The following is a 19,912-nucleotide window of genomic DNA, read 5'->3' on the forward strand; positions in this document are numbered from 1 at the left end:
GGGTTTTGGAGTCTCTGAATGGGGCAGCAAACTTGCCGTTTCCTGATCCTAACCGTGACTACAAAATATCGATTGACGAGTTCTAAAAAAGAACGCATGTTTCCCCGCGAGGCGCAATGCTGAAAATGGCGCCGATGTTCGTCAGTCGGGAGGTGGTTAGTCGTGGCGAAGCTGTCGCAAGCACTCGGTCTTGGTCCGACTGCTTTTCAGTATGTCGGGCCCCATCGAGCAATCTACCGGCAGCCATCTTGCCAAAGCGCTCGACCAAATCGCGCCGATCGAGAACTGCGCCCTGGCCATGGTAGCCTCGATCAGCGCGATGGCGGAATCCCCATCGTTTGTCTGGCTCAAACACCGTGATCCACGTTCGGAGTCGATAGAACAGCTTCGCAAAAAGCGCGCCTAACCTAACCGGGAGAAGTTCCTTGAAAAAGAGAAATGCAACCGTCGCCGTGATCGGCGCCGGCGATTTCATCGGCGGCGAGATCGCCAAGAAGTTTGCCTCCGAGGGCTTTACTGTCTTCGCTGGCCGCCGCAACGGGGACAAGCTGGCTCCGTTGGTCAAGGAGATCGAAGCTGCAGGAGGCGAGATCCAGGCCCGCTCGCTCGACGCACGCAAGGAGGAGGAGATCATCTCCTTCCTGAACGACGCCGACAAGCACGCGCCGTTGGAGGTCTGTATCTTCAACATCGGTGCCAACGTCAACTTCCCGATCCTCGACACCACCGAGCGCGTATTCCGCAAGGTCTGGGAGATGGCTTGCTACTCGGGCTTCCTCGCCGGGCGCGAGGCGGCCCGGCTGATGCTGCCGCGCGGCCAGGGCAACATTTTCTTCACCGGCGCGACTGCTTCCTTACGCGGTGGCAGCGGCTATGCCGCCTTTGCCAGCGCCAAATTCGGGCTGCGCGCTGTGGCGCAGGCGATGGCGCGCGAACTCGGCCCGAAGAATATCCATGTCGCCCACCTCGTCATCGATTCCGGCGTCGACACCGAGTGGGTACGGCAGCGGCGCCTGGAAGCGCTCGGCCCCAATGCGCTCGACGATCCAGACCTGTTGATGCCGCCGGCCTCGGTCGCGGCGTCCTATTGGCAGCTCTATCAGCAACCGAAGAGCGCCTGGACGTTCGAGATGGAAATCCGCCCCTTCGGTGAGAAGTGGTAGGACGCGCATAATGGAACTCGCACTGTCTCCCGAAGATGCAGCCTTCCGTGATGAGGTGCGCGCTTTCATCGCCGAAAACTATCCGAAGGAAATGCGGGTCCCCAATCCGGAGACCGACCTGACCAAGGAGCAATCATTGCTCTGGCACCGCATTCTCTACAAGAAGGGCTGGATCGCGCCGCTCTGGCCCAAGGAATATGGCGGCCCCGGCTGGTCGATCACCCGACGTTTCATCTTCGAGCAGGAAACAAGCCGGGCCGGGACGCTGCCGCCGTTGGCATTCAGCGTCACCATGGTAGGTCCGGTCATCTACACCTTCGGCAGCGACGCGCAAAAACAGAGATTCTTGCCGCGGATCCTGTCGGGTGAGGATTGGTGGTGCCAGGGCTATTCCGAGCCGGGCTCGGGCTCGGACCTCGCCACGGTCCGGACCAAGGCCGTGCGCGACGGCGACCACTACATCGTCAATGGTCACAAGACCTGGACGACGTTGGCGCAACACGCCGACTGGATCTTCTGTCTTGTGCGCACCGATCCGGGCGCAAAGCCTCAGGCCGGCATCTCGTTCCTCCTGATCGACATGAAATCGCCCGGCGTCACGGTGCGTCCGATCATCACGATCGACGGATCGCACGAGGTCAATGACGTCTTCCTTGAGGATGTCCGCGTTCCTGTCGAGAACCTAATCGGCGAGGAGAACAAGGGCTGGACCTACGCCAAATTCCTGCTGGGTAACGAGCGCACCAGCATGGCCGGGATCGGCCGGTCGACGCGCTATCTCGAACGGCTGAAGAAGGTCGTGAAGGCGGAGATCGCAGCGGACGATCCGGCGCGTCTCGAGTTCAGCAAGGAGATCGGCCGGATCGAGCTCGATGTGCTTGCGCTTGAGGCTACTGAACTACGGGTCATTGCCCAGATGGCGCGCGGCATCGATCCGGGGCCTGCGGCCTCGCTGTTCAAGATCCGCGGCACCGAGATCTTTCAGGGGATTACCGAGCTGACGCATCGCGCCATCGGTAATTACGGACTGGCGCTTCGCGAGCAACCGTTGAGTGCAAACCAGTTCATGCCGGGGCCCGACTACGGCCACACCGCGTCGGAAAAGTACCTGAATGCGCGCAAGCTCAGCATCTACGGCGGATCGAACGAGATCCAGCGCAACATCATCGCCAAAGCGGTGCTCGGTCTCTAGCAACAGCGCAACGAGAGGATCGGATGGATATCCAGTTCACGGAAGAGCAGGAATTGTTGCGCTCCAGCGTACAGCGCATGCTACGCGACCAATACAGCTTCGAGGCGCGCCGCAAGATCGTGGCCAGCGAAGAGGGGTGGAGCCGCAGGCAGTGGGGCGCCTTTGCGGAGCTCGGCCTGCTCGCCGCGCCCTTCGCCGAGGAGAGCGGCGGACTAGGCGGCGGCCCGCTCTCCACGATGATCATTGCCCAGGAGTTCGGTCGTCATCTGGTGGTTGAACCGTACGTCGAGACGGTCGTGCTCGCCGGAGGCTTGATCGAGCATGCGGGGAGTGATCAGCAGAAGCAGGCCTTCATTCCCGATATCATCGCCGGACAGAAGATCTGGGCACTGGCCTGGACCGAGAAGGCGTCGCGCTTCGACCTCGCCAGTATCGCAGCAGAGGCCCGGCGCGAGGGCGAGGATCACATCCTCACTGGCGAGAAGACCGCTGTCATCGCCGCGCCCTGGGCCGATTATCTCATCGTCTCGGCGCGCACCGCAGGCAGGCGCGGCGATCGCGCCGGCGTCAGCCTCTTCGTCGTGGATGCCCGGGCGGCCAATCTCGATGTGCGCAGCTTCAAGACGATTGATGGCCGCCGGGCCGCAGAAATTACCTTCCGCGAAGTTCGCGGCGAGTTGCTCGGCAGGGAGGGTGAGGGCATAGCTCTCCTGGAAGCCTGCCGCGACAGGGCCATCGGCGCGCTCTGTGCCGAGGCGGTCGGCGCGATGACTGAGTTGAACTCCGCGACGCTGGAATTCTCCAAGGCCCGAAAGCAGTTCGGCGTCACCATCGGCAGCTTTCAGGTGCTGCAACACCGGATGGTCGACATGTTCATCGCTCATCAGGAGGCGCTCTCCCTGATGCAGCATCTCAATCTCAGCTTGGGCGCCGGCGAGAGCGGCATCTCGCGGCTCGCCTCCGGCGCGAAGTCGAAGGTCGGCTATGCCGGCAAGTTCATCGCCGACCAAGCGGTGCAGCTGCATGGCGGCATGGGCATGACCGACGAATTGAACGTCGGCCACTACTTCAAGCGAATCTCCTCCATCAACATCCAGTTCGGTGATCCCGCGCACCACTTGCTGCGTTATGTGCAGCTCGACGCGGCAGCGTAACCAAAGAGGCAGCCATGACGACAGAGGCAGTTATCGTTTCCACCGCCCGTACCGGCGTCGGCAAGGCCTATCGGGGTGCATTGAACAACACCGAGGGACCGACCATGGCCGGTCATGTGATGGCCGAAGCGGTCAAGCGCGCGGGCATCGAGCCCGGCGAGGTTGAGGACGTGGTGATGGGGTGCGCGATGCAACAGGGCACCATGGTAATGAACGTCGCACGCAAGGGGGCGATTCGTGCCGGCCTGCCGGTCACGGTCGCCGGCACCACAATCGATCGGCAGTGCGCATCCGGCCTGCAGGCCATAGCGGTCGCGGCACGTTCGATCACGCTCGATGGTGTCGAGATCGCAATCGGAGGCGGCATCGAGTCGATCAGTCTGGTGCAGAACGAGCACATGAACAGGTTCCACGCGGTCGACGCCGAACTGATGGCGATGAAGCCGGAGATGTACATGTCGATGCTCGACACCGCCGAGATCGTCGCCGAGCGTTACAAGATCGGCCGCGACCAGCAGGACGAATACAGCCTCGAATGTCAGCGCCGCATCGGTGCCGCGGTGCAGGCCGGCCGCTTCAATGATGAGATCGTCCCGATTACGACCAGGATGGCCGTCGTCAACAAGGACACCAAGGAGGTCACCTATCAGCAGGTGACGCTGTCAAAGGATGAAGGCCCACGCCCCGAGACCACGGCGGAAGGCCTTGCGAAGATCGAGCCGGTGTTCGAGGGCAAGACCATCACGGCGGGCAACGCCAGCCAGCTCTCCGACGGCGCCTCAGCCTGCGTGATCATGAGCGACAAGATCGCCGCCAAGAAGGGCCTGAAGCCGCTCGGCATCTTCCGCGGCTTCGTCGCCGCCGGTGTCGAGCCGGACGAAATGGGCATCGGTCCGGTCGCGGCCATCCCGCGCCTTCTCAAGCGGCACGGCCTGAAGATCGGTGACATCGATCTCTGGGAGTTGAATGAAGCCTATGCGGTCCAGGTGATCTACTGCCGCGACAAGCTCGGCATCGATCCGGACAAGCTCAACGTCAACGGCGGCTCGATCGCGATCGGTCATCCCTATGGCATGACGGGCAGCCGGCTTGCAGGGCACATCCTGATCGAGGGCCGGCGGCGCAAGGCAAAGTACGGCGTTGTCACCATGTGCATCGGTGGCGGTATGGGCGCGGCCGGCCTGTTCGAAATCGTCAACTGACCGGAAAGCGGAGAAGCGCACGTGAAGACAGCAATTACCGAACTGTTCGGCATCCAGCATCCGATCATCCAGGGCGGCATGCATTATGTCGGCTTTGCCGAGCTGGCAGCCGCGGTGTCGAACGCCGGCGGTCTCGGCATCATCACCGGCCTGACCCAGCGGACGCCGGAGCTACTGGCCAAGGAAATCGCGCGCTGCCGCGACATGACCGACAAGCCGTTGGGCGTGAACCTGACCTTCCTGCCGAGCTTCACCGCGCCGCCTTATCCGGAATACATCGCCGCCATCAAGGAAGGCGGCGTCAAGGCGGTGGAGACCGCTGGCCGCAGCCCCGAGCAGTATATGCCCGCACTGAAGGCGGCTGGCATCAAGGTGATCCACAAATGCACCTCGGTACGGCATTCGCTGAAAGCCGAGAAGATCGGCTGCGATGCCGTCAGCGTCGACGGCTTCGAATGCGGCGGCCATCCCGGTGAGGACGATATCCCTAACATGATCCTGTTGCCGCGCGCGGCGGATGAGCTGAAGATTCCGTTCGTGGCCTCGGGGGGCATGGCGGATGCGCGGAGCCTCGTTGCCGCGCTGTCGATGGGCGCGGCCGGTATGAACATGGGCACCCGCTTCGTCGCGACCAAGGAAGCCCCCGTCCATGCCAACGTGAAGCAGGCTCTGGTCAAAGCCACCGAGCTCGACACCGTGCTGGTGATGCGTGCGCTGCGCAACACCGAGCGCGTGCTGAAGAACAAGGGGGTCGATCAGCTGCTCGAAGTTGAGCGCGAGAAAGGCGCCAGCCTCAAGATCGAGGACATCCATGAGCAGGTGGCGGGCGTCTACCCCAAGGTGATGGTCGACGGCGATATGGACGCGGGCGCCTGGAGCTGCGGCATGGTGGTCGGACTGATCCACGACATCCCGACGGTGAAGGAGCTGATCGACCGTATCATGAGCGAGGCCGAGCAGATCATCCGGGAGCGTCTGATCGGGTTCCTCGATGCTGCCGAGCACAGACCCGCTGTCGCCCGGGCGATTGCGTGAGGGCTTCCGGACGCTTGTGCTGCTACCGTATGCCTTGACGAGATTGCGCACGCATAATCGTGCGTGCGTTGATTGCGATCGATGAAGCTCGACTGGCGAGCGGCCGACTGTCAGCAGCCTTGGGAAGGAGAATGTATGGATCCGGCTGACTTCCACTACTATGAGCCCTCGAAGGGTCACGGACTCCGACACAATCCGTTCAACGCGATAGTCGCGCCGCGTCCGATTGGCTGGATTTCATCGCGGAATGCGGCCGGGCAACTGAATCTTGCCCCGTACAGCTTCTTCAATGCGTTTCTCTACGACCCTCCAATCATCGGGTTCTCCTCTATTTCATGGAAGGACACCGTCAAGAACGTAAGCGAGACCCGGGAGTTTGTCTGGAATCTGGTTACGATGGATCTGGGCGAGCGCATGAACACGACTGCGGCGCCTCTCGATCACGGCGTGAGCGAGTTCGAAGCAGCAGGGCTGACGCCAGTACCCGGGCGACACGTAGCTGTGCCGCGGGTAGGCGAGAGCAGGGCGGCAATGGAATGCAAGGTCGTTGACGTCTCTCAGTTGGCGAATGCGCGCGGCGAGAAGGTGGAAGGGTGGTTCGTGCTCGGCGAGGTCGTCGCGGTATACATCGACAAGTCCTTGATCGAGGACGGCGTCTACAACACGGCACTTGCTCGTCCCATTCTGCGCGCCGGCCGTGGTGGAGATTACCTTGAGGTCAGGACGGAAAACATGTTTGAGATGAAGCGGCCGTCTGGCAGTAGCAAACCGGAATTCCACGGCGCTTGATTGAAGCCAATCAAGACCCTGGGCGCCACGCGTACACGCAAAGAGCCAGCAGAGAAAACGTGCTCAACACGACGCCTAGCGCCAACATTGCTTGATGCGACACCGTGGCGGCAAGCCATACGCCGACCGCGGCAGTCATCATTTGCGAGAAGCCCAGCAGCGCCGACGCCGCGCCGGCTTTCTCCCCGAATGGAGAGAGCGCTCGCGCGGTGGCTAGTGGACTGACAATGCCCATGCCGAGGAGAAATACGCTCATCGCGCCTAGAAATGGCAAGAAAGTCGGGCTGACCATCGAGATGAGCATGATCGCAATGCTGCTGGCGGCCGTCGCCCACAAGCCTGCCCGGATCGGGCCATCAAGTCCGTAGCGCGGTGCCAATCTCGTCGCCAGCATACCGGCGGCGAATACGATAAAGACAGTGCCAGCGAAGAAGAGGCCGAGTTGGATCGGCGTGAAGTGCAGCGCTTCGATCAATAAGCGCGGTGCAGCCGAAAACATCGAGAACAAGCCGCCAATGATCAGGCTCCCGGTTGCGGCCGGGATAGCAAAACGAGGATCGCCAAAAAGGCCAGCATAGGTCCTGACGATCGCGGCCGGATTGAGCGGCGTCCGGATCGAATGGTGGGTTTCGCCGAGGACGATGCCGTAGCCAATGGCGCTCACAGCGGCGAACGCCGCGACGAGCGCGAATTCGGAGCGCCAGCCAAAGCTGTGATCGAGTGCGCCGCCAAGCAGCGGCGAAAATCCAGGAGCTGCCGACATCACGATCATGATCAGCGCCATCGCGCGTGCCAGCGCCGCGCCACTGAACATGTCGCGGGCGATGGCACGAGACAGCACTGATGTCGCGCAAGCGCCGGCAGCTTGCACGATGCGGCCTGCCAAGAGATTAGGTAAATCGTTCGCCAAACCGCAACAAACACTGCCGCCGATGAACACGGCAAATCCGATCAGGACCGGCCAGCGTCTTCCGTAGCGATCCGAAAGCGGCCCGACCAGAAGCTGGCCCAGCCCAAACACTGCAAGAAAGGCGGTGATGGCGGACGTGACCGCCGCGCTCGTGACATTCAACGAGATCGCAATTTGCGGCAGCGACGGCAGCAAGATGTTGGTCGCGAGCGTTCCCATGGCGGCCAGGACGGAAAGGACCGCGATCACGAGGCCGCTGGAGGCGGGAACATCCCGCCGCACGCTCTCGGTCGTGAGGCACTGGTCAGTCATGGGAACTTTCGCGCTGATGGGGATAGGCAGGCGACGAAGACGCGGTACGTGCCGCTCGCCGAGCCCTTTCTTGGCGGATCGACCGTGCTATCTGCGGACGACGCGCTCGATTGCGATGGCGGTGGCTTCACCGCCACCGATGCAAAGGGCTGCAACGCCGCGTCTGAGATTCTGCGCCTCTAGCGCGTGCAACAACGTCACGATCAGGCGAGCGCCGGTAGCGCCGATGGGATGACCGAGCGCACAGGCGCCGCCATTGACGTTCAGCTTCTCCCTCGGAATGCCGAGATCCTTCTGCGCCGCCATCGCCACCACGGCAAAGGCTTCGTTGATCTCGAACAGATCGACATCGCCGACGCTCCAGCCGATCTTATCCAACAGCTTGCGAATGGCCGGGATCGGCGCCGTGGTGAACCATTGCGGCTCCTGACTGTGGGTGGTGTGGCCCTTGATCTCGGCCAGCACAGGGAGGCCGTCGCGATCCGCGAGCGAGCGCTTTGCGAGAATGAGGGCTGCGGCGCCATCGGCATTTGCGGAGGAGGCGGCCGGCGTGATGGTGCCGTTGGCGCGGAACGCGGCTTTCAGCCCCGGGATCTTGGCGGGATCGACCTTGAGCGGGTGCTCGTCATTGGCGATGATCCGCGGCCCGGCCTTTTCGGGTAGTGTGATTGGCACGATCTCGACCTTAAACGCGCCGCCCTCGACCGCCTTGCGCGCGCGGGTCAACGTCTCGATCGCGTAGGCGTCCTGGTCCTTGCGGGTGAATTGATAGGCTTCCGCGGTCGCCTCGCCGAAATCGCCCATCGAGCGCCCGGTCTCATAGGCGTCTTCCAGCCCGTCCATCAGCATGTGATCGATGATCCGGTCGTGCCCGGCGCGATACCCACTCCTCGCTCTGGTTAGGAGATAAGGAGCATTGCTCATGCTCTCCATTCCTCCGGACAACACGATCTCCGCTGATCCCGCGTTGATGATGTCATGGGCGAGCATAGTCGCCTTCATGCCCGAACCGCAGACCTTGTTGACGGTGGTGGCCCCGGTGGCATCCGGCAGCTTGGCGCCGCGGGCGGCCTGGCGTGCCGGGGCCTGGCCCTGACCGGCCGGCAGCACATTGCCCATGAACACCTCGTCGACCTTTTCAGGCGCCAGCTTCGCCCGCTCCAGCGCTGCGCCGATCACGTGAGCACCGAGCTTGTGAGCACTCAGCGACGACAACTCGCCCATGAACCGCCCAAGTGGCGTGCGCGCGGCGGAAAGAATGACGATGGGATCGGAAGCGGCGGCCATTGAACTCTCCTGCTGATATTTGTTGTTATATGACGACAATCATATAAGATGGCCGCCATTGCAATGAAATCCTGCCGTAGGCTTCAAGGAAGCGCGGTTCCAGAACTGTTCGGAGAGGACGAGTAGGGTTGTACAGCCGGTCCTCTTGGGAGCTTGCAACGGAGTGGCGATGCGTTACGGAGAGAACCACAGGCGTCGGACGCACCGTCGGATAGTCGAAAATGCCTCTTACGGTTTACGCCAGAAGGGCGCCAAAGGGCTCAGTGTTATCGACTTGATGAAGCTTGCAGGTCTGACGCATGGCGGCTTCTATAACCATTTCGAGTCTCGTGAAGCGCTTGTTGGCGAGGCGATAGCCTTCGCAATGGACCAGACCACCGATCGTTGGAGAAAGCTGACCAACGACAAGGCCAATGGTGAACGCTTCGAGACGCTGATTGCCGACTATCTCAGTCCCCGGCATCGAGACAATCCCAAACACGGTTGCGCCCTTCCAACCCTGGCGGTCGATGTCGCTCGATCGGGCTCGAGCGAACAGCAGGCCTTGGCGGCCAAACTGGAGAGGATGATCGATGTCTTTGTCGAGTTGCTTCCCGATGAGCCACCGCGGCAGGCTCGCCAGATCGCGACGGGCGCTATCGCAACCCTGGTCGGATCGGTCGTGCTGTCGCGCGCCGTCGGCGTTGGGAAGCTTTCCGACGGCATTCTCGCTGCGGGACGCATGACTGCCGGTGGCCGGACCCAAAAGCCTCGGCGTAGAGCGACAAGGACGACGCGCTGCGACAAATAGCAATGTCAGGGAGGTGACCATGACGGCCGGCAAATGGCTCAAGACAGCATGTAACCTGTGCTACATCAATTGCGGGATCGAAGTTTGGGTGAATGACGGTCGCCTGGAGAAAGTGCGCGGCGACCGTTCGAGTCCGAAATCACAGGGATACCTGTGCAACAAGGCGACTCGAGTTCCCTATTATGCGAATGACAAGGATCGGCTAACGTCTCCGCTGCGTCGTCGCGCCGACGGCGGATTTGACGAGATCGAGTGGGACGTGGCGATCGCGGAAATAGCGGCGCAGTTGCTAGAAATCGTCGACAAGCATGGCGGAAAGACTATTGCCCTTTACGGCGGTGGCGGGCAGGGCAACCATGCCGGCGGCGCCTACGCCAGTGGTTTGTTGCGTGCGCTGGGTTCGCGCAGCGTATTCAACGCACTTTCGCAGGAAAAAACCGGCGACTTCTGGGTCAATGGTCATATGTTCGGCAGCCAGACATGCCACACTGCCGAAGACGTACACCATTGCGATCTTCTGCTCGTCATCGGTGCAAATCCCTGGATCGCGCACGGCTTCCCCAATGCGCGCGATCATCTCAATCAAATTCGCAAGGATCCCGAACGCAAGCTGATCGTCATTGATCCTCGGCGAACAGAAACCGCCGAAATGGCGGATCTGCATCTGGCGGTTCGTCCCGGTGCCGACGCGTTTCTCCTTGGCGCATTGCTGGCCACGCTTGTCCGTTCCGACCGGATCGACCATGCCTTCATTCAGGAGCACACGACAGGCTTCGCGGAAGTGAGGCAGGCGCTGCTGAACATCCCCGTCGAAGAATGGGCTGCCGCCGCCGATATCTCGATCGCGGACCTGGAGCGGTGCGCTGCGATGATTGCGGCCGCGAAGGCCATGGTGGTGCGGGTCGAGCTTGGCATTCAGCAAGGCACCAACTCGACACTCAACTCCTATCTTGAGAAGCTCTTGATCATGCTTTCCGGAAATTTCGGCCGGAAAGGTACCAACCAACTGCATAGCTGGCTTCAACCACTGTGGGGCAACTCACCGAACCAGACGTTTGCGCCAACCGGCGACGCGATCATTGGGGGACTGTTGCCTCCCAACATCTTCCCCGAAGCGGTGCTCAATGACCATCCCGACCGGTTGCGCTGCGCTTGGGTCGACAGTTCCAATCCCGCCAACACGGCAGCAAATACGGAGGCGGTAGAACGTGCGCTGCGCTCGCTCGAGCTATGTGTCGTGGTCGATGTTGCGATGACCGAAACCGCGCGGCTCGCGCACTATGTTCTCCCTGCGTCTTCGCAATTTGAGAAAACAGAGTTTACCCTGTTCAACTTCGAGTTTCCGACGAACTATTTCCAGGTTCGTGCGGCTGCCTTGCCGCCGCTTGCCGGCACCTTGCCGGAGCCTGAGATCTACACGCGGCTTGCCATCGCCTTGGGGCTTCTGCCGGGCGATAATGTGCTCGCGCCGCTGCGCGAAATAGCACGGCGCTCGCGACCGGAATTCGCCGCGGCCTTTCGTGCTTTCATCGGGGAAAACCCTGCGGCAGTGCCTGCCCTCGTGCTCTACCATACGCTGGGGCAGACGCTTCCGGATGGTACGGCGGCCGCGGCGCCTATGTGGAGCGCGGCACTGGCTTGCGCGAAGCGGTCGCCTCAAGCGGTGCGGCGGGCGATCGGCGCATCGGACGACGTGGCGGATCGTCAGCTCGGCGACCTCCTGTTCGATACGATCGTGTCCGCCCGTCAGGGCACGGCCATTACACGCCACGACTATGACGAGGTCTGGTCATTGATCGGCCATTCGGATCGCAAGGTCCGGCTGGTCGTCCCGCAGATGTTGGAATGGTTGGCGCGTCTCGATCCGGAAGCCGCGGGCGCGCCAAAGGAGTTCCCGTTCATGCTGGCGGCTGGTAACCGCCGCATGTTCAATGCCAACCAGATCTTTCGCGATCCCGCGTGGCGTCGCGAGGATCCGGACGGTGCCATGCTGATCAATTCGAGCGAACTGAGGAATCTGGGCGCGGAGGATGGTGACTGGGTCGCGGTGGAGTCCGTGGTCGGCCGGCTCGTGGTGCGCTGTAAGGTCGACGACGGCATGAGGAATGGGCAGCTCGCGCTCCCGCACGGCTACGGCCAGGCATACCCGGCGTCGGACGGAGAGCGACTGATCAACGGGCCACGTATCAATCTGCTCACAGAGAGCGGCAACCGCGATCCAATTGCCGGTACGCCCTACCACAAGAATGTTGCGGTTCGTTTGGCCCTGGTGTCTGCGCAGGAGGCAGCCGCCTATCAGTCGCAGTCCGAGCGAATTCATTTGAGATCGGCCGGACAGTAACGCGGAGAGAGTCCAGATGAGTGATAAACCAATCGCGATCGTGACCGGGGTCGGGCCGGGCACCGGAGCTGCCATCGTCAAGCGCTTCTCTGCCGGCGGGTTTCGTATCATAGCGCTCGCTCGTTCAACGGAGCTCATCAATCACCTGGCGCAAGAGCTTCCTGATGTCCATGCGATGACCTGCGACGTCTCAGACGAGAACCAGGTGCGGACCGTAGTTGCTGATGTAAAGCGGCGTTTTGGCGCGGCTGAAGTTCTCGTCCACAACGCGGTGGGCGGGGGCTGGGGAGGCTTTCGTGAGATCGATCCGAAGATGCTGAAGGGCAATTTCGAGGTCAACGTGATGGGCTTGTTGTACCTGGCGCGCGAAGTGGCTCCTGACATGATCGACCGAGGCAAGGGCGCAATCCTGGTGACCGGAAATACGTCTTCGATCCGGGGCAAAGCCAATTTCGCCGGCTTCGCGCCGACAAAGGCGGCCCAGCGCATTCTTGCTGAATCGATTGCGCGTGAGGTGGGACCTCTCGGCGTCCACGTCGCTTATGTCCTCATCGACGCCGTGATCGACACCCCTCGTATGCGCGCGCGGATGAGCGACAAACCAGATGAATTGTTCATCAGGCCTGAAGCGATCGCTGAAGAACTATTTCATCTCTACGGTCAGGACCGATCGGCCTGGTCATTTCTTACTGAGCTGCGGCCATTTCGCGAAAATTGGTAATCCCCGGCTGACGCGAAAACGATCACCCGTAGTGCGCGCTTTGTCATTTGGAGAGCTCTGCGCGAAACTTGAAAGGACATGACATGGCGGATGAATCAATCTCAATAGATACCGGAACGGACGAACTGCTGTGTGTGATTCGGGACCGCGTCGCCGTGATCACTTTGAACCGACCGGCGGCACGAAATTCGCTGTCCGATCATCTCACGCCGGCGTTGCGTCGGATAATCAAGCGCAACGGTGATGATCCGGACGTCGGAGCATTGCTGATTACGGGTGCAGGCAGCGCTTTCTGTTCGGGCGGCGACGTCAAGGGGATGGGCAGCAACACTGCACCACCGGCCATGTCAGTCAGTGAGAAGGTCGAGCGATTAAGGGATCGCCAGCGAACCCTCACCGGCGTACTTGTCTCGGTGCGCAAGCCCACCATCGCGGCCTTGCCGGGAGCGGCGGCTGGCGCCGGACTTGCCATCGCGCTCGCCTGTGACATTCGTATTGCAGCCGAATCCGCCATCATGACGACTGGGTACGCCAAGATTGCGCTGACCGGCGATTACGGCATTTCGTGGCTATTGACCCGGCTGGCCGGAACGTCGCGTGCTCGCGAACTCATGTATTTGTCCGAACGGCTCGATGCACGCCGTTGTGAGGCACTGGGACTGGTAAATCGCGTGGTGTCCGATTCTGAACTGCAACAGGAAGCATTTGCAGTGGCAAGGATGTTGGCGAACGGTCCGGGGAGCGCGTTTGCCTCTATCAAGGACAATCTCGATCTTGCGCTGTCGGCTGACTTCCTGACGTCATTGGATCAGGAGGCCGAGAGGATGGTACTTGCGGCAGCGACTACGCAACACGCCGAAGCCGTCCGAGCTTTCATTGAGAAACGTTCTCCCAGTTACAGGTGACACCCGCTGAGTAAATTTGCGATGCCGGGCGCGAAGGGCAACGTCGTCATTGCAGTGAAGCAATAGGTCACCAAACGCATTGGAGGCAGCAACATGACTCAATCCAACCGCGACACCCAGACTTTCGCCCAGGAGGTTGCTCTCATTATCGGCGGCGGCCCGGGTATCAGCTCGAGTTGCGCCAGGCTGTTCGCGGAAAGCGGTATGCATGTCGGCGTTGCAGCCAGGAATCCCGAAAAGGCGGTGCTTGAAAGTCTCGAGAAAACGTATGGTGTGCGTCGGTACGCCTGCGATGCAAGCGAACCGGCAGCCGTGGCACGGCTGTTCGAGAATGTCGTTCAAAAGATCGGAATGCCAAGGCTTGTCGTGCACAACATCGACGGCCGGGTTCCCGGCATTTTCCGCAAGAACGTGATCGAAGCCGACCCGGTCATGGTGCTCGAAACTCTTCGAAACTCGGCGTTCAGCGCGTTCTTAGTAGGGCAACAGGCAGCTCGGCTCATGCTGGGGAATCAACCCGACGCCAATGGCGCGAGAGGAACGATCATCTTCACGAACGCCAGCGCGGCGCTCAAGGGCTTCCCGTCAAGTGGGGCGTTTGCAATGGCATGTCATGCCAAGTCCGGACTCGCGCAAAGCATGGCAAGAGAATTGATGCCGGAGGGTATCCACATCGCGAACGTGCCGATCGACGCCGCGATCGGCTGGACCCAGCAGGACGGTACCCGCGCGCACCGGCTGGCGGGAACAACTATCGAAGACAATATGGCAGACCCCGATCATATCGCGAAAACCTATCTGCAGCTTCATCGGCAGCATCGGTCGACCTGGGCATTCGAAGTCGTCCTCCGGCCGTGGGTCGAGAAATGGTGACTCTGGGTGCGCGAACTCTCAACCCGGCGAACGCATGCCAATCCCGACAGAAGCTTCTCAAACCTGAGCGGTAGCGCAAGCGTTGAACCAGGATCAGCAGACTCCAGCGAGCGCTGATCACCACAGCTGCGTTTGCACGGACACTCTGCCTGCAATTCCAAATAGGAATTATGCGATTGCATCAAATTTGCCGGCTTTTGAGGTCACCGCACCGCCATTCGTGTTGACAGTTCTATTTTAGAACGATTTACTGATCGGCAGATGAAGTGACAGTGCGAACCCTCCCGTTCGAAGGGGAGCGCTCTGCGCGCACAAAAACACAGTACCAGGGAGGACGGCATGAGGAGCGTGGACGATATCACTGCGGCCGAGTTGCTGGATGGATTACCGTCCAGGGTACACGAGGTCTACGCGCCCTTCGTCCGGGATATTCCGGATCATCCGGCGTTCGTGGAAGGGGGGCGTTCGTGGACTTACCGGCAGTTCTCCGATGCCGTGAACGCCGCGGCGAAGGATCTCGCCGATCTCGGGATCAGGCCCGGCGATCGCGTGATGATTGCGAGCGAGAACAGCGTGGCTCTGGGCGCGATGCTCTTTGCGGCCAGCAAGCTCGATGCATGGAGCATCGCGGTGAATCCCCGCCTCTCGGCCCGGGAGATCGACCAGATCGGGACGCATAGCGGCGCTAGGCGCGTGATGTTCAACGCGGCGCTCTCGAAGGAAGCCGCCGATCACGCCGGCCGCATCGGAGCCAAGATCAGCGCCGTGGGGCCGTTTGGCGGAATTGGCATCGGTCCTCTTAATGTCGATGCGGAACCGGAGCCCGTCGAGAGAGATGGGGCGCGGCAGGTTGCGGGTCTTCTTTACACATCGGGCACGACCGGTGCCCCGAAGGGGGTCATGTTGAGCCACCGCAACCTCCTTTTCACCGGAAGAGTTTCGGGGCTGCTGCGCAAGAACGATCCGGCCGACCGCATCTATGGTGTGCTGCCAATGTCTCACATCGTCGGCTATTCGATTCTGCTGATTGCAACGCTGATGCATGGCAGCACCCTGCACGTCGTAGCCAAGGCCGATCCGGCTGCGCTGGCACATGCCATAGCCGAAGAGGGTATTACGAGCCTGTTCGGCGTGCCCGCCACATATCAGCGTTTGCTCGAATACAAGGCTGTCAAGGGTATCCAACGGCTCGATCGGGGCAGATTGCGGCTCATGTCTGTCGCCGGCGCTCCCCTCGACCTCGATCTCAAAAAGCGGATCGAGGACGAGTTTGGAATCCCGCTCTTGAACAATTACGGCATCACCGAATGCTCGCCGGGCTTGTCGGGCGTCCGTTCAGAGCATCCTGTCGCAGACGAGTCAGTTGGCCCCTTTCTTCCCGGTATCGAGCACCGGATCGTGGACATGCAAGGCAACAAAGTCGCGACCGGTGAGGTCGGCGAATTGCACGTCCGGGGCCCCAATGTAATGCTCGGCTACTATCGCGCTCCGGAATTGACGGCGGCGGCGATCGACGACCAGGGATGGTTCAACACGGGGGACCTCGCCCGGGTCAACCGCGAGGCGCATCTGTATATCGCCGGGCGCACCAAGGAACTGATAATCCGCTCCGGCTTCAACGTTTACCCCGCCGAGGTGGAGGCTGTGCTGAACTCGCACGACAAGGTGGTGCAATCGGCCGTCGTTGGACGGTCGGTCGACGGCAACGAGGAGGTCGTCGCGTTCGTGCAGCTTCTTCCCGGCGCACGCGTTAGCGCCGAGGACTTGAAGTCGTACGCGGCTCAACAGCTCGCATCGTACAAGCGTCCGACCGAGGTGATCCTGCTCGAGGCTCTGCCATCGGCCTCCACCGGCAAGATACTCAAACACAAATTGCGCGAGATGGCGACCGCGCCGGCGGTCGCAACCAGGTCCGATGTGGCGGCTGCGGTCTGACGCATGCAGGGAACATAACGACGGTGTTCAGAACACGCTTTGACCGTTGGGAGAAGAAATCGAGAAGCGGCGCGAGCCGTCGCCGGAAGGAGAGACGTCCATGTGGCAAGATCATGAATTGCGGCCGCGATCGCGGTATTCGAACAATGATGAGTTCATGCGCCGCACAAGAGTGCCGCTCGTCGCTCACGCCGTGGACATTGGAGAACTACTCGGGCAACCCGGCTTGCGAAAATCCTCAATCATCAGCTGCGCATCGGTTGATAGCCGGCTCCGAGCGACCCACGCCGACCTTGTGAAGGTGGGGTTCAAGTCAAGCACACCAGCTGCCGCCTCACGGGTTCAGCGTCCCATCGGAGATGTGCGAAAGCGGATGCGAGGCAGCGGTAGGTCCTGGTTAGGAAGAGTTCTGGCGCTGGGCTCTCTTCCCTGCAACGATGGCCTCGTCAAAGCGACCAAGCTCAATAAGGGCAAAGCCCATACCGGTTGACGCTGTGAACTGTTGCGGGTCCGCCGGGCTCATTCGCATGGCACGTTCAAAGCTCCGGATCCCTTCCTCCGGCTGCCCGCAACGTTGCAGCCCCAGCCTCTGCGGCTCCATATGCGTGCGGTCGCGATCGCTACGTCTGTTCGCGCTGCGAAGACGATCCGCTGCACGACCCGGCCGCTCTCACGTGGGCAAATAGTCCGCTGAAGGCGCCGGTGGGCCCGAGACATGAGCGGCCCCCGGCGGCAACGACTACTACGGGTCGCGGCGCTCCCGGTGCCGGAACGGATCGGCGGCGTCGTCATGACCTGAGCGGCTACTGAAGAACATTAAGGCCATGAGCCCGCACCCGACGAGAAGCGAGAAGAAGGTGCCTAGCCCCAGCGCGATCCACCCGTGCTTCCCCATCTCGACGCCGCTGCTCGCAGTCCACACGGAGACGGCCCATACGCCTGTGAGGATCAATACGGCGCCCAGGACGACCAGCAGGACGATTTGACCGGTACTGAGACCTCTCATCGCTTCACCTGTTCGTGCCGGGTCTGGATGAACCGCGAACGCGGGCAGGCGTTCCGGTGTGCGCTGCGGGCAGCTCCCGAGCAGGCGGGACGGCCGCGTCTCATCAGCGCCACCAATTATTGGCGGCGGCGACCGTCTGAAAGTGGACGGCCACCACGTGGGATGTTGCGATCAGTTGCTCCGAATCCTGCTCATAAGCCGCTCGCAGGCGCGTACGGACTTCGTCCGATGGCTGCGTGATCTTCACCGCCATTCGTGAGAGCTTTACGGCCAGCTCGAAGCCGGCCTGGGGTGTATCGGACTTCAATGACGGTAGCCAATTTTCGCTCATATGCCGCATCCTTTGTTGGGCAGAAGTGCTCAGTGCGTCAGCTTGACGGGCGCCTTGTCGAACGTGTGCAGGTAGGCGATCAGATCCTTGATCTTCTGCTCGTCCTTGATGCCGGCGAACGCCATCTTGGTGCCGGGGATCTTGGCTTTCGGGTCCTTGATGTACTCGGAGAAGGTCGCCTCGTCCCAGGTGATGCCGGACTTCTTGTTGGCCTCCGAGTAGTTGTAGCCCTCGACCGATCCCGCCTTCCGTCCGATCAGCCCGTTGAGGACCGGGCCGACGACGTTCTTGGCCGTGTCGCCGACCTGGTGACAGGCCTTGCAGACGGCAAAGACCTTCTCGCCCGCAGCGGCATCCTGGGCGCCGGCTTGGCCGAGACCCGCTGCGAGAAACAAGGCTACAAGTGCTGTCCGGTTCATCAAGGTCTCCTTTTCCTTAGGATTGAAGTCGATCGATCAAGCGGTGATTTCGGATGACTTGCCCGCCGCATCCATGAGATGGACGCGTTCGACATCGACGTATGGCAACAGCGAACGGATTCGCTGTTCCGGCATCTGGCTGAACGCGGTCGAGAGCGCATCGGCTGCAGTGGCGCTTCGAGCGACGGTCGTCACGCTTTGATAACGATGAGCGCTGCCTCCCGTCGCCGGATCGAACAGGTGGTTGAAGCGGCCTTCGGCATCGAACCGGAACCCGTAGCTTCCCGAGGTCGACACCGCCCGGTCGACGATCGGAACGATCGTGGCGATGCGGCTCGCGACCTCCGGATCGGCGACGCCCACTTCCCAGGGGCGGCCGTCCGGCCGCGCGGATCGAGGCCCGACGGCTTGAGCTTTGCGTCGCAACGCATCTTGCGGCCCTCGAACAGCGTCTGGAAGGGGCGGCTGCGGTGCGCACGCGCGAACTCCGCGAAACGACCATGCGGATGGCCGACGAGGTCGGCGATTTCGGAAGCTTTCCGGATACGCTCGAGCAGCGGGACGCGCCGACGATCGCCGAGGCGTTGGCGGACGCCTATCTCGAAGGTGCCGAGCGCGTCGAAGCCTTGCAGCACCTGGCGGAGCGGGCAATCTCGAGGTTGGCCTGGCTGCGCTCGCTTGGCGCCGAATGAGGCGCTTCCCAGCACGCAGCAGAGTGCAGAAACTCGCCTCCTCACCCGCTATCGGCCAGAAAACCTCGCCAGTGCCGGCCGTAGGACCGGCTGGACGACCTCCCGGCAGAATACTCGCGGGCACTCTTGGAGTACGCTCTACCTCACGGACACTTCCGGAGGCGCATAGGTAGGGCGTTCGTTGGCCGTAACGTAATCCCCTGCAGTGGCCAGACTTTGGTGCCCGGCAGAAGGTCCAGATCGAAGCGTCGCATCAGCACCGCCAACACGATCGTCGCCTCCTGCAGCGCAAAGGATGATCCGATGCAGGTCCGGGGACCTGCGCCGAAGGGCAGGTAGGCGAAACGAGGCACTTCGCTTCTTGCCGGCGGCAAGAAGCGCGACGGGTCGAACATATCCGGCCGGTCCCACAGGCGCTCGTGCCGATGCAGCACGTAGGGTGCGATAACGATCAGGGACCGGGCGTCGATCTCATGAGATCCCAGATTGTCCGGCCGTTCGGACATTCGGCTGAGCGCGGCGATGGGGGGATAGAGCCGCAGGGCCTCTTCCACGACCGCCCGCGTCACCGGCAGCCGATCGGGCAGCCCGGCCGTCGGGCCGCTCAGTTCGCGCTCCGCTTCCTCTCGAACGCGAGCCCGCCACGCAGGCGCCTGCGAGAGCAGAAAAATCGACCACGCCAGCGAATTGGCCGTCGTCTCATGGCCGGCGGAGAGGAACGTGAGGATGTTCGACCTCACCTCGGCGCGGCTCATCGGCTGTCCCGTCGAAGGATCGAGCGTGCGGAGCAGCAGTGTCAGGATGTCGTTCGGATCGTCCTTGCCGGCCGAGCAGGCAAGTCGACGGCGCCGCGCT

20 protein-coding genes are annotated in these 19,912 nt (G+C 61.7%); 13 read left to right on the plus strand and 7 right to left on the minus strand.

What is annotated here, in order from left to right; all coding sequences use genetic code 11:
* The first annotated feature begins 425 nt into the window (after window positions 1–425).
* The 6 genes from AC0L3C_RS31720 (at window position 426) to AC0L3C_RS31745 (ending at window position 6,535) form a co-directional block, all read left to right on the plus strand.
* A complete protein-coding gene (locus AC0L3C_RS31720) occupies window positions 426–1,163 on the plus strand; it encodes an SDR family oxidoreductase (RefSeq protein WP_473258665.1) in 738 nt (245 codons plus the stop codon).
* A gap of 10 nt (window positions 1,164–1,173) precedes the next feature.
* Window positions 1,174–2,355, plus strand: coding sequence for an acyl-CoA dehydrogenase family protein (locus AC0L3C_RS31725; protein WP_473280211.1), 1,182 nt, complete (start codon window positions 1,174–1,176; stop codon window positions 2,353–2,355).
* Window positions 2,356–2,378: 23 nt separating this feature from the next.
* On the plus strand, window positions 2,379–3,509 hold the full coding sequence (locus AC0L3C_RS31730) for an acyl-CoA dehydrogenase family protein (protein ID WP_473258661.1): 1,131 nt from the start codon (window positions 2,379–2,381) through the stop codon (window positions 3,507–3,509).
* Between the two features lie 14 nt (window positions 3,510–3,523).
* Window positions 3,524–4,711, plus strand: a complete 1,188-nt coding sequence (locus AC0L3C_RS31735; protein ID WP_473409908.1) for an acetyl-CoA C-acyltransferase — start codon at window positions 3,524–3,526, stop codon at window positions 4,709–4,711.
* Between the two features lie 21 nt (window positions 4,712–4,732).
* The gene (locus tag AC0L3C_RS31740) at window positions 4,733–5,746 is read left to right on the plus strand and encodes an NAD(P)H-dependent flavin oxidoreductase (RefSeq protein ID WP_473258657.1); all 1,014 of its coding nucleotides are present in this window, start codon (window positions 4,733–4,735) and stop codon (window positions 5,744–5,746) included.
* A 135-nt stretch (window positions 5,747–5,881) separates the two neighbouring features.
* A complete protein-coding gene (locus AC0L3C_RS31745; RefSeq protein WP_473258654.1) occupies window positions 5,882–6,535 on the plus strand; it encodes a flavin reductase family protein in 654 nt (217 codons plus the stop codon).
* A 10-nt stretch (window positions 6,536–6,545) separates the two neighbouring features.
* Here AC0L3C_RS31745 and AC0L3C_RS31750 read toward each other — a convergent pair whose 3' ends face one another.
* Window positions 6,546–7,757: a multidrug effflux MFS transporter gene (locus tag AC0L3C_RS31750; RefSeq protein ID WP_473409909.1), complete on the minus strand. Its 1,212-nt coding sequence runs from the start codon at window positions 7,755–7,757 to the stop codon at window positions 6,546–6,548.
* A gap of 87 nt (window positions 7,758–7,844) precedes the next feature.
* Window positions 7,845–9,044: an acetyl-CoA C-acyltransferase gene (locus AC0L3C_RS31755; protein WP_473409910.1), complete on the minus strand. Its 1,200-nt coding sequence runs from the start codon at window positions 9,042–9,044 to the stop codon at window positions 7,845–7,847.
* Window positions 9,045–9,213: 169 nt separating this feature from the next.
* On the opposite strand from AC0L3C_RS31755, the gene AC0L3C_RS31760 reads away from it, so the two are divergent.
* The 6 genes from AC0L3C_RS31760 (at window position 9,214) to AC0L3C_RS31785 (ending at window position 16,609) form a co-directional block, all read left to right on the plus strand.
* Window positions 9,214–9,834, plus strand: a complete 621-nt coding sequence (locus AC0L3C_RS31760) for a TetR/AcrR family transcriptional regulator (RefSeq protein WP_473409911.1) — start codon at window positions 9,214–9,216, stop codon at window positions 9,832–9,834.
* A gap of 19 nt (window positions 9,835–9,853) precedes the next feature.
* Window positions 9,854–12,175: a molybdopterin-dependent oxidoreductase gene (locus AC0L3C_RS31765; protein ID WP_473409912.1), complete on the plus strand. Its 2,322-nt coding sequence runs from the start codon at window positions 9,854–9,856 to the stop codon at window positions 12,173–12,175.
* A 16-nt stretch (window positions 12,176–12,191) separates the two neighbouring features.
* Window positions 12,192–12,896, plus strand: a complete 705-nt coding sequence (locus tag AC0L3C_RS31770) for an SDR family NAD(P)-dependent oxidoreductase (protein WP_473409913.1) — start codon at window positions 12,192–12,194, stop codon at window positions 12,894–12,896.
* 83 nt (window positions 12,897–12,979) lie between these two features.
* A complete protein-coding gene (locus tag AC0L3C_RS31775) occupies window positions 12,980–13,801 on the plus strand; it encodes an enoyl-CoA hydratase-related protein (protein ID WP_473409914.1) in 822 nt (273 codons plus the stop codon).
* 93 nt (window positions 13,802–13,894) lie between these two features.
* Window positions 13,895–14,674 carry an SDR family oxidoreductase gene (locus AC0L3C_RS31780; protein WP_473409915.1) on the plus strand — a complete coding sequence of 260 codons (780 nt, stop codon included), beginning with the start codon at window positions 13,895–13,897 and terminating at the stop codon, window positions 14,672–14,674.
* 339 nt (window positions 14,675–15,013) lie between these two features.
* Window positions 15,014–16,609 carry a class I adenylate-forming enzyme family protein gene (locus AC0L3C_RS31785; protein ID WP_473409916.1) on the plus strand — a complete coding sequence of 532 codons (1,596 nt, stop codon included), beginning with the start codon at window positions 15,014–15,016 and terminating at the stop codon, window positions 16,607–16,609.
* A gap of 742 nt (window positions 16,610–17,351) precedes the next feature.
* Here the strand turns inward: AC0L3C_RS31785 and AC0L3C_RS31790 are convergent.
* The 4 genes from AC0L3C_RS31790 to AC0L3C_RS31805 all read right to left on the minus strand — a co-directional run bounded on the left by AC0L3C_RS31790 (window position 17,352) and on the right by AC0L3C_RS31805 (window position 18,791).
* Window positions 17,352–17,615: a hypothetical protein gene (locus AC0L3C_RS31790; protein ID WP_473258637.1), complete on the minus strand. Its 264-nt coding sequence runs from the start codon at window positions 17,613–17,615 to the stop codon at window positions 17,352–17,354.
* A gap of 103 nt (window positions 17,616–17,718) precedes the next feature.
* The gene (locus tag AC0L3C_RS31795; RefSeq protein WP_473409917.1) at window positions 17,719–17,946 is read right to left on the minus strand and encodes a hexameric tyrosine-coordinated heme protein; all 228 of its coding nucleotides are present in this window, start codon (window positions 17,944–17,946) and stop codon (window positions 17,719–17,721) included.
* Window positions 17,947–17,975: 29 nt separating this feature from the next.
* Window positions 17,976–18,365 (minus strand): c-type cytochrome, encoded by a 390-nt coding sequence (locus tag AC0L3C_RS31800; RefSeq protein ID WP_473409918.1) that lies wholly within the window; start codon window positions 18,363–18,365, stop codon window positions 17,976–17,978.
* A 36-nt stretch (window positions 18,366–18,401) separates the two neighbouring features.
* Window positions 18,402–18,791 carry an FAD:protein FMN transferase gene (locus AC0L3C_RS31805; protein WP_473409919.1) on the minus strand — a complete coding sequence of 130 codons (390 nt, stop codon included), beginning with the start codon at window positions 18,789–18,791 and terminating at the stop codon, window positions 18,402–18,404.
* A 74-nt stretch (window positions 18,792–18,865) separates the two neighbouring features.
* Here AC0L3C_RS31805 and AC0L3C_RS31810 point away from each other — a divergent pair, with 74 nt between their 5' ends.
* Window positions 18,866–19,057 (plus strand): hypothetical protein, encoded by a 192-nt coding sequence (locus AC0L3C_RS31810; protein WP_473409920.1) that lies wholly within the window; start codon window positions 18,866–18,868, stop codon window positions 19,055–19,057.
* A gap of 143 nt (window positions 19,058–19,200) precedes the next feature.
* Here the strand turns inward: AC0L3C_RS31810 and AC0L3C_RS31815 are convergent.
* A partial coding sequence (locus tag AC0L3C_RS31815) for a cytochrome P450 (RefSeq protein WP_473409921.1) occupies window positions 19,201–19,912 on the minus strand: 712 nt, incomplete at its 5' end.

The sequence above is a fragment of the Bradyrhizobium sp. WSM4872 genome, from assembly GCF_055811715.1.

Bases quoted from the DNA above. Each gene is read 5' to 3' on its own strand.
- AC0L3C_RS31810 (WP_473409920.1), top strand. From the start codon at position 18,866: ATGCGGATGGCCGACGAGGTCGGCGATTTCGGAAGCTTTCCGGATACG.
- AC0L3C_RS31780 (WP_473409915.1), top strand. From the start codon at position 13,895: ATGACTCAATCCAACCGCGACACCCAGACTTTCGCCCAGGAGGTTGCT.
- AC0L3C_RS31800 (WP_473409918.1), bottom strand. From the start codon at position 18,365: ATGAACCGGACAGCACTTGTAGCCTTGTTTCTCGCAGCGGGTCTCGGC.
- AC0L3C_RS31770 (WP_473409913.1), top strand. From the start codon at position 12,192: ATGAGTGATAAACCAATCGCGATCGTGACCGGGGTCGGGCCGGGCACC.
- AC0L3C_RS31725 (WP_473280211.1), top strand. From the start codon at position 1,174: ATGGAACTCGCACTGTCTCCCGAAGATGCAGCCTTCCGTGATGAGGTG.
- AC0L3C_RS31795 (WP_473409917.1), bottom strand. From the start codon at position 17,946: ATGAGCGAAAATTGGCTACCGTCATTGAAGTCCGATACACCCCAGGCC.
- AC0L3C_RS31750 (WP_473409909.1), bottom strand. From the start codon at position 7,757: ATGACTGACCAGTGCCTCACGACCGAGAGCGTGCGGCGGGATGTTCCC.
- AC0L3C_RS31735 (WP_473409908.1), top strand. From the start codon at position 3,524: ATGACGACAGAGGCAGTTATCGTTTCCACCGCCCGTACCGGCGTCGGC.
- AC0L3C_RS31785 (WP_473409916.1), top strand. From the start codon at position 15,014: ATGAGGAGCGTGGACGATATCACTGCGGCCGAGTTGCTGGATGGATTA.
- AC0L3C_RS31760 (WP_473409911.1), top strand. From the start codon at position 9,214: ATGCGTTACGGAGAGAACCACAGGCGTCGGACGCACCGTCGGATAGTC.
- AC0L3C_RS31775 (WP_473409914.1), top strand. From the start codon at position 12,980: ATGGCGGATGAATCAATCTCAATAGATACCGGAACGGACGAACTGCTG.
- AC0L3C_RS31755 (WP_473409910.1), bottom strand. From the start codon at position 9,044: ATGGCCGCCGCTTCCGATCCCATCGTCATTCTTTCCGCCGCGCGCACG.
- AC0L3C_RS31730 (WP_473258661.1), top strand. From the start codon at position 2,379: ATGGATATCCAGTTCACGGAAGAGCAGGAATTGTTGCGCTCCAGCGTA.
- AC0L3C_RS31765 (WP_473409912.1), top strand. From the start codon at position 9,854: ATGACGGCCGGCAAATGGCTCAAGACAGCATGTAACCTGTGCTACATC.
- AC0L3C_RS31790 (WP_473258637.1), bottom strand. From the start codon at position 17,615: ATGAGAGGTCTCAGTACCGGTCAAATCGTCCTGCTGGTCGTCCTGGGC.
- AC0L3C_RS31745 (WP_473258654.1), top strand. From the start codon at position 5,882: ATGGATCCGGCTGACTTCCACTACTATGAGCCCTCGAAGGGTCACGGA.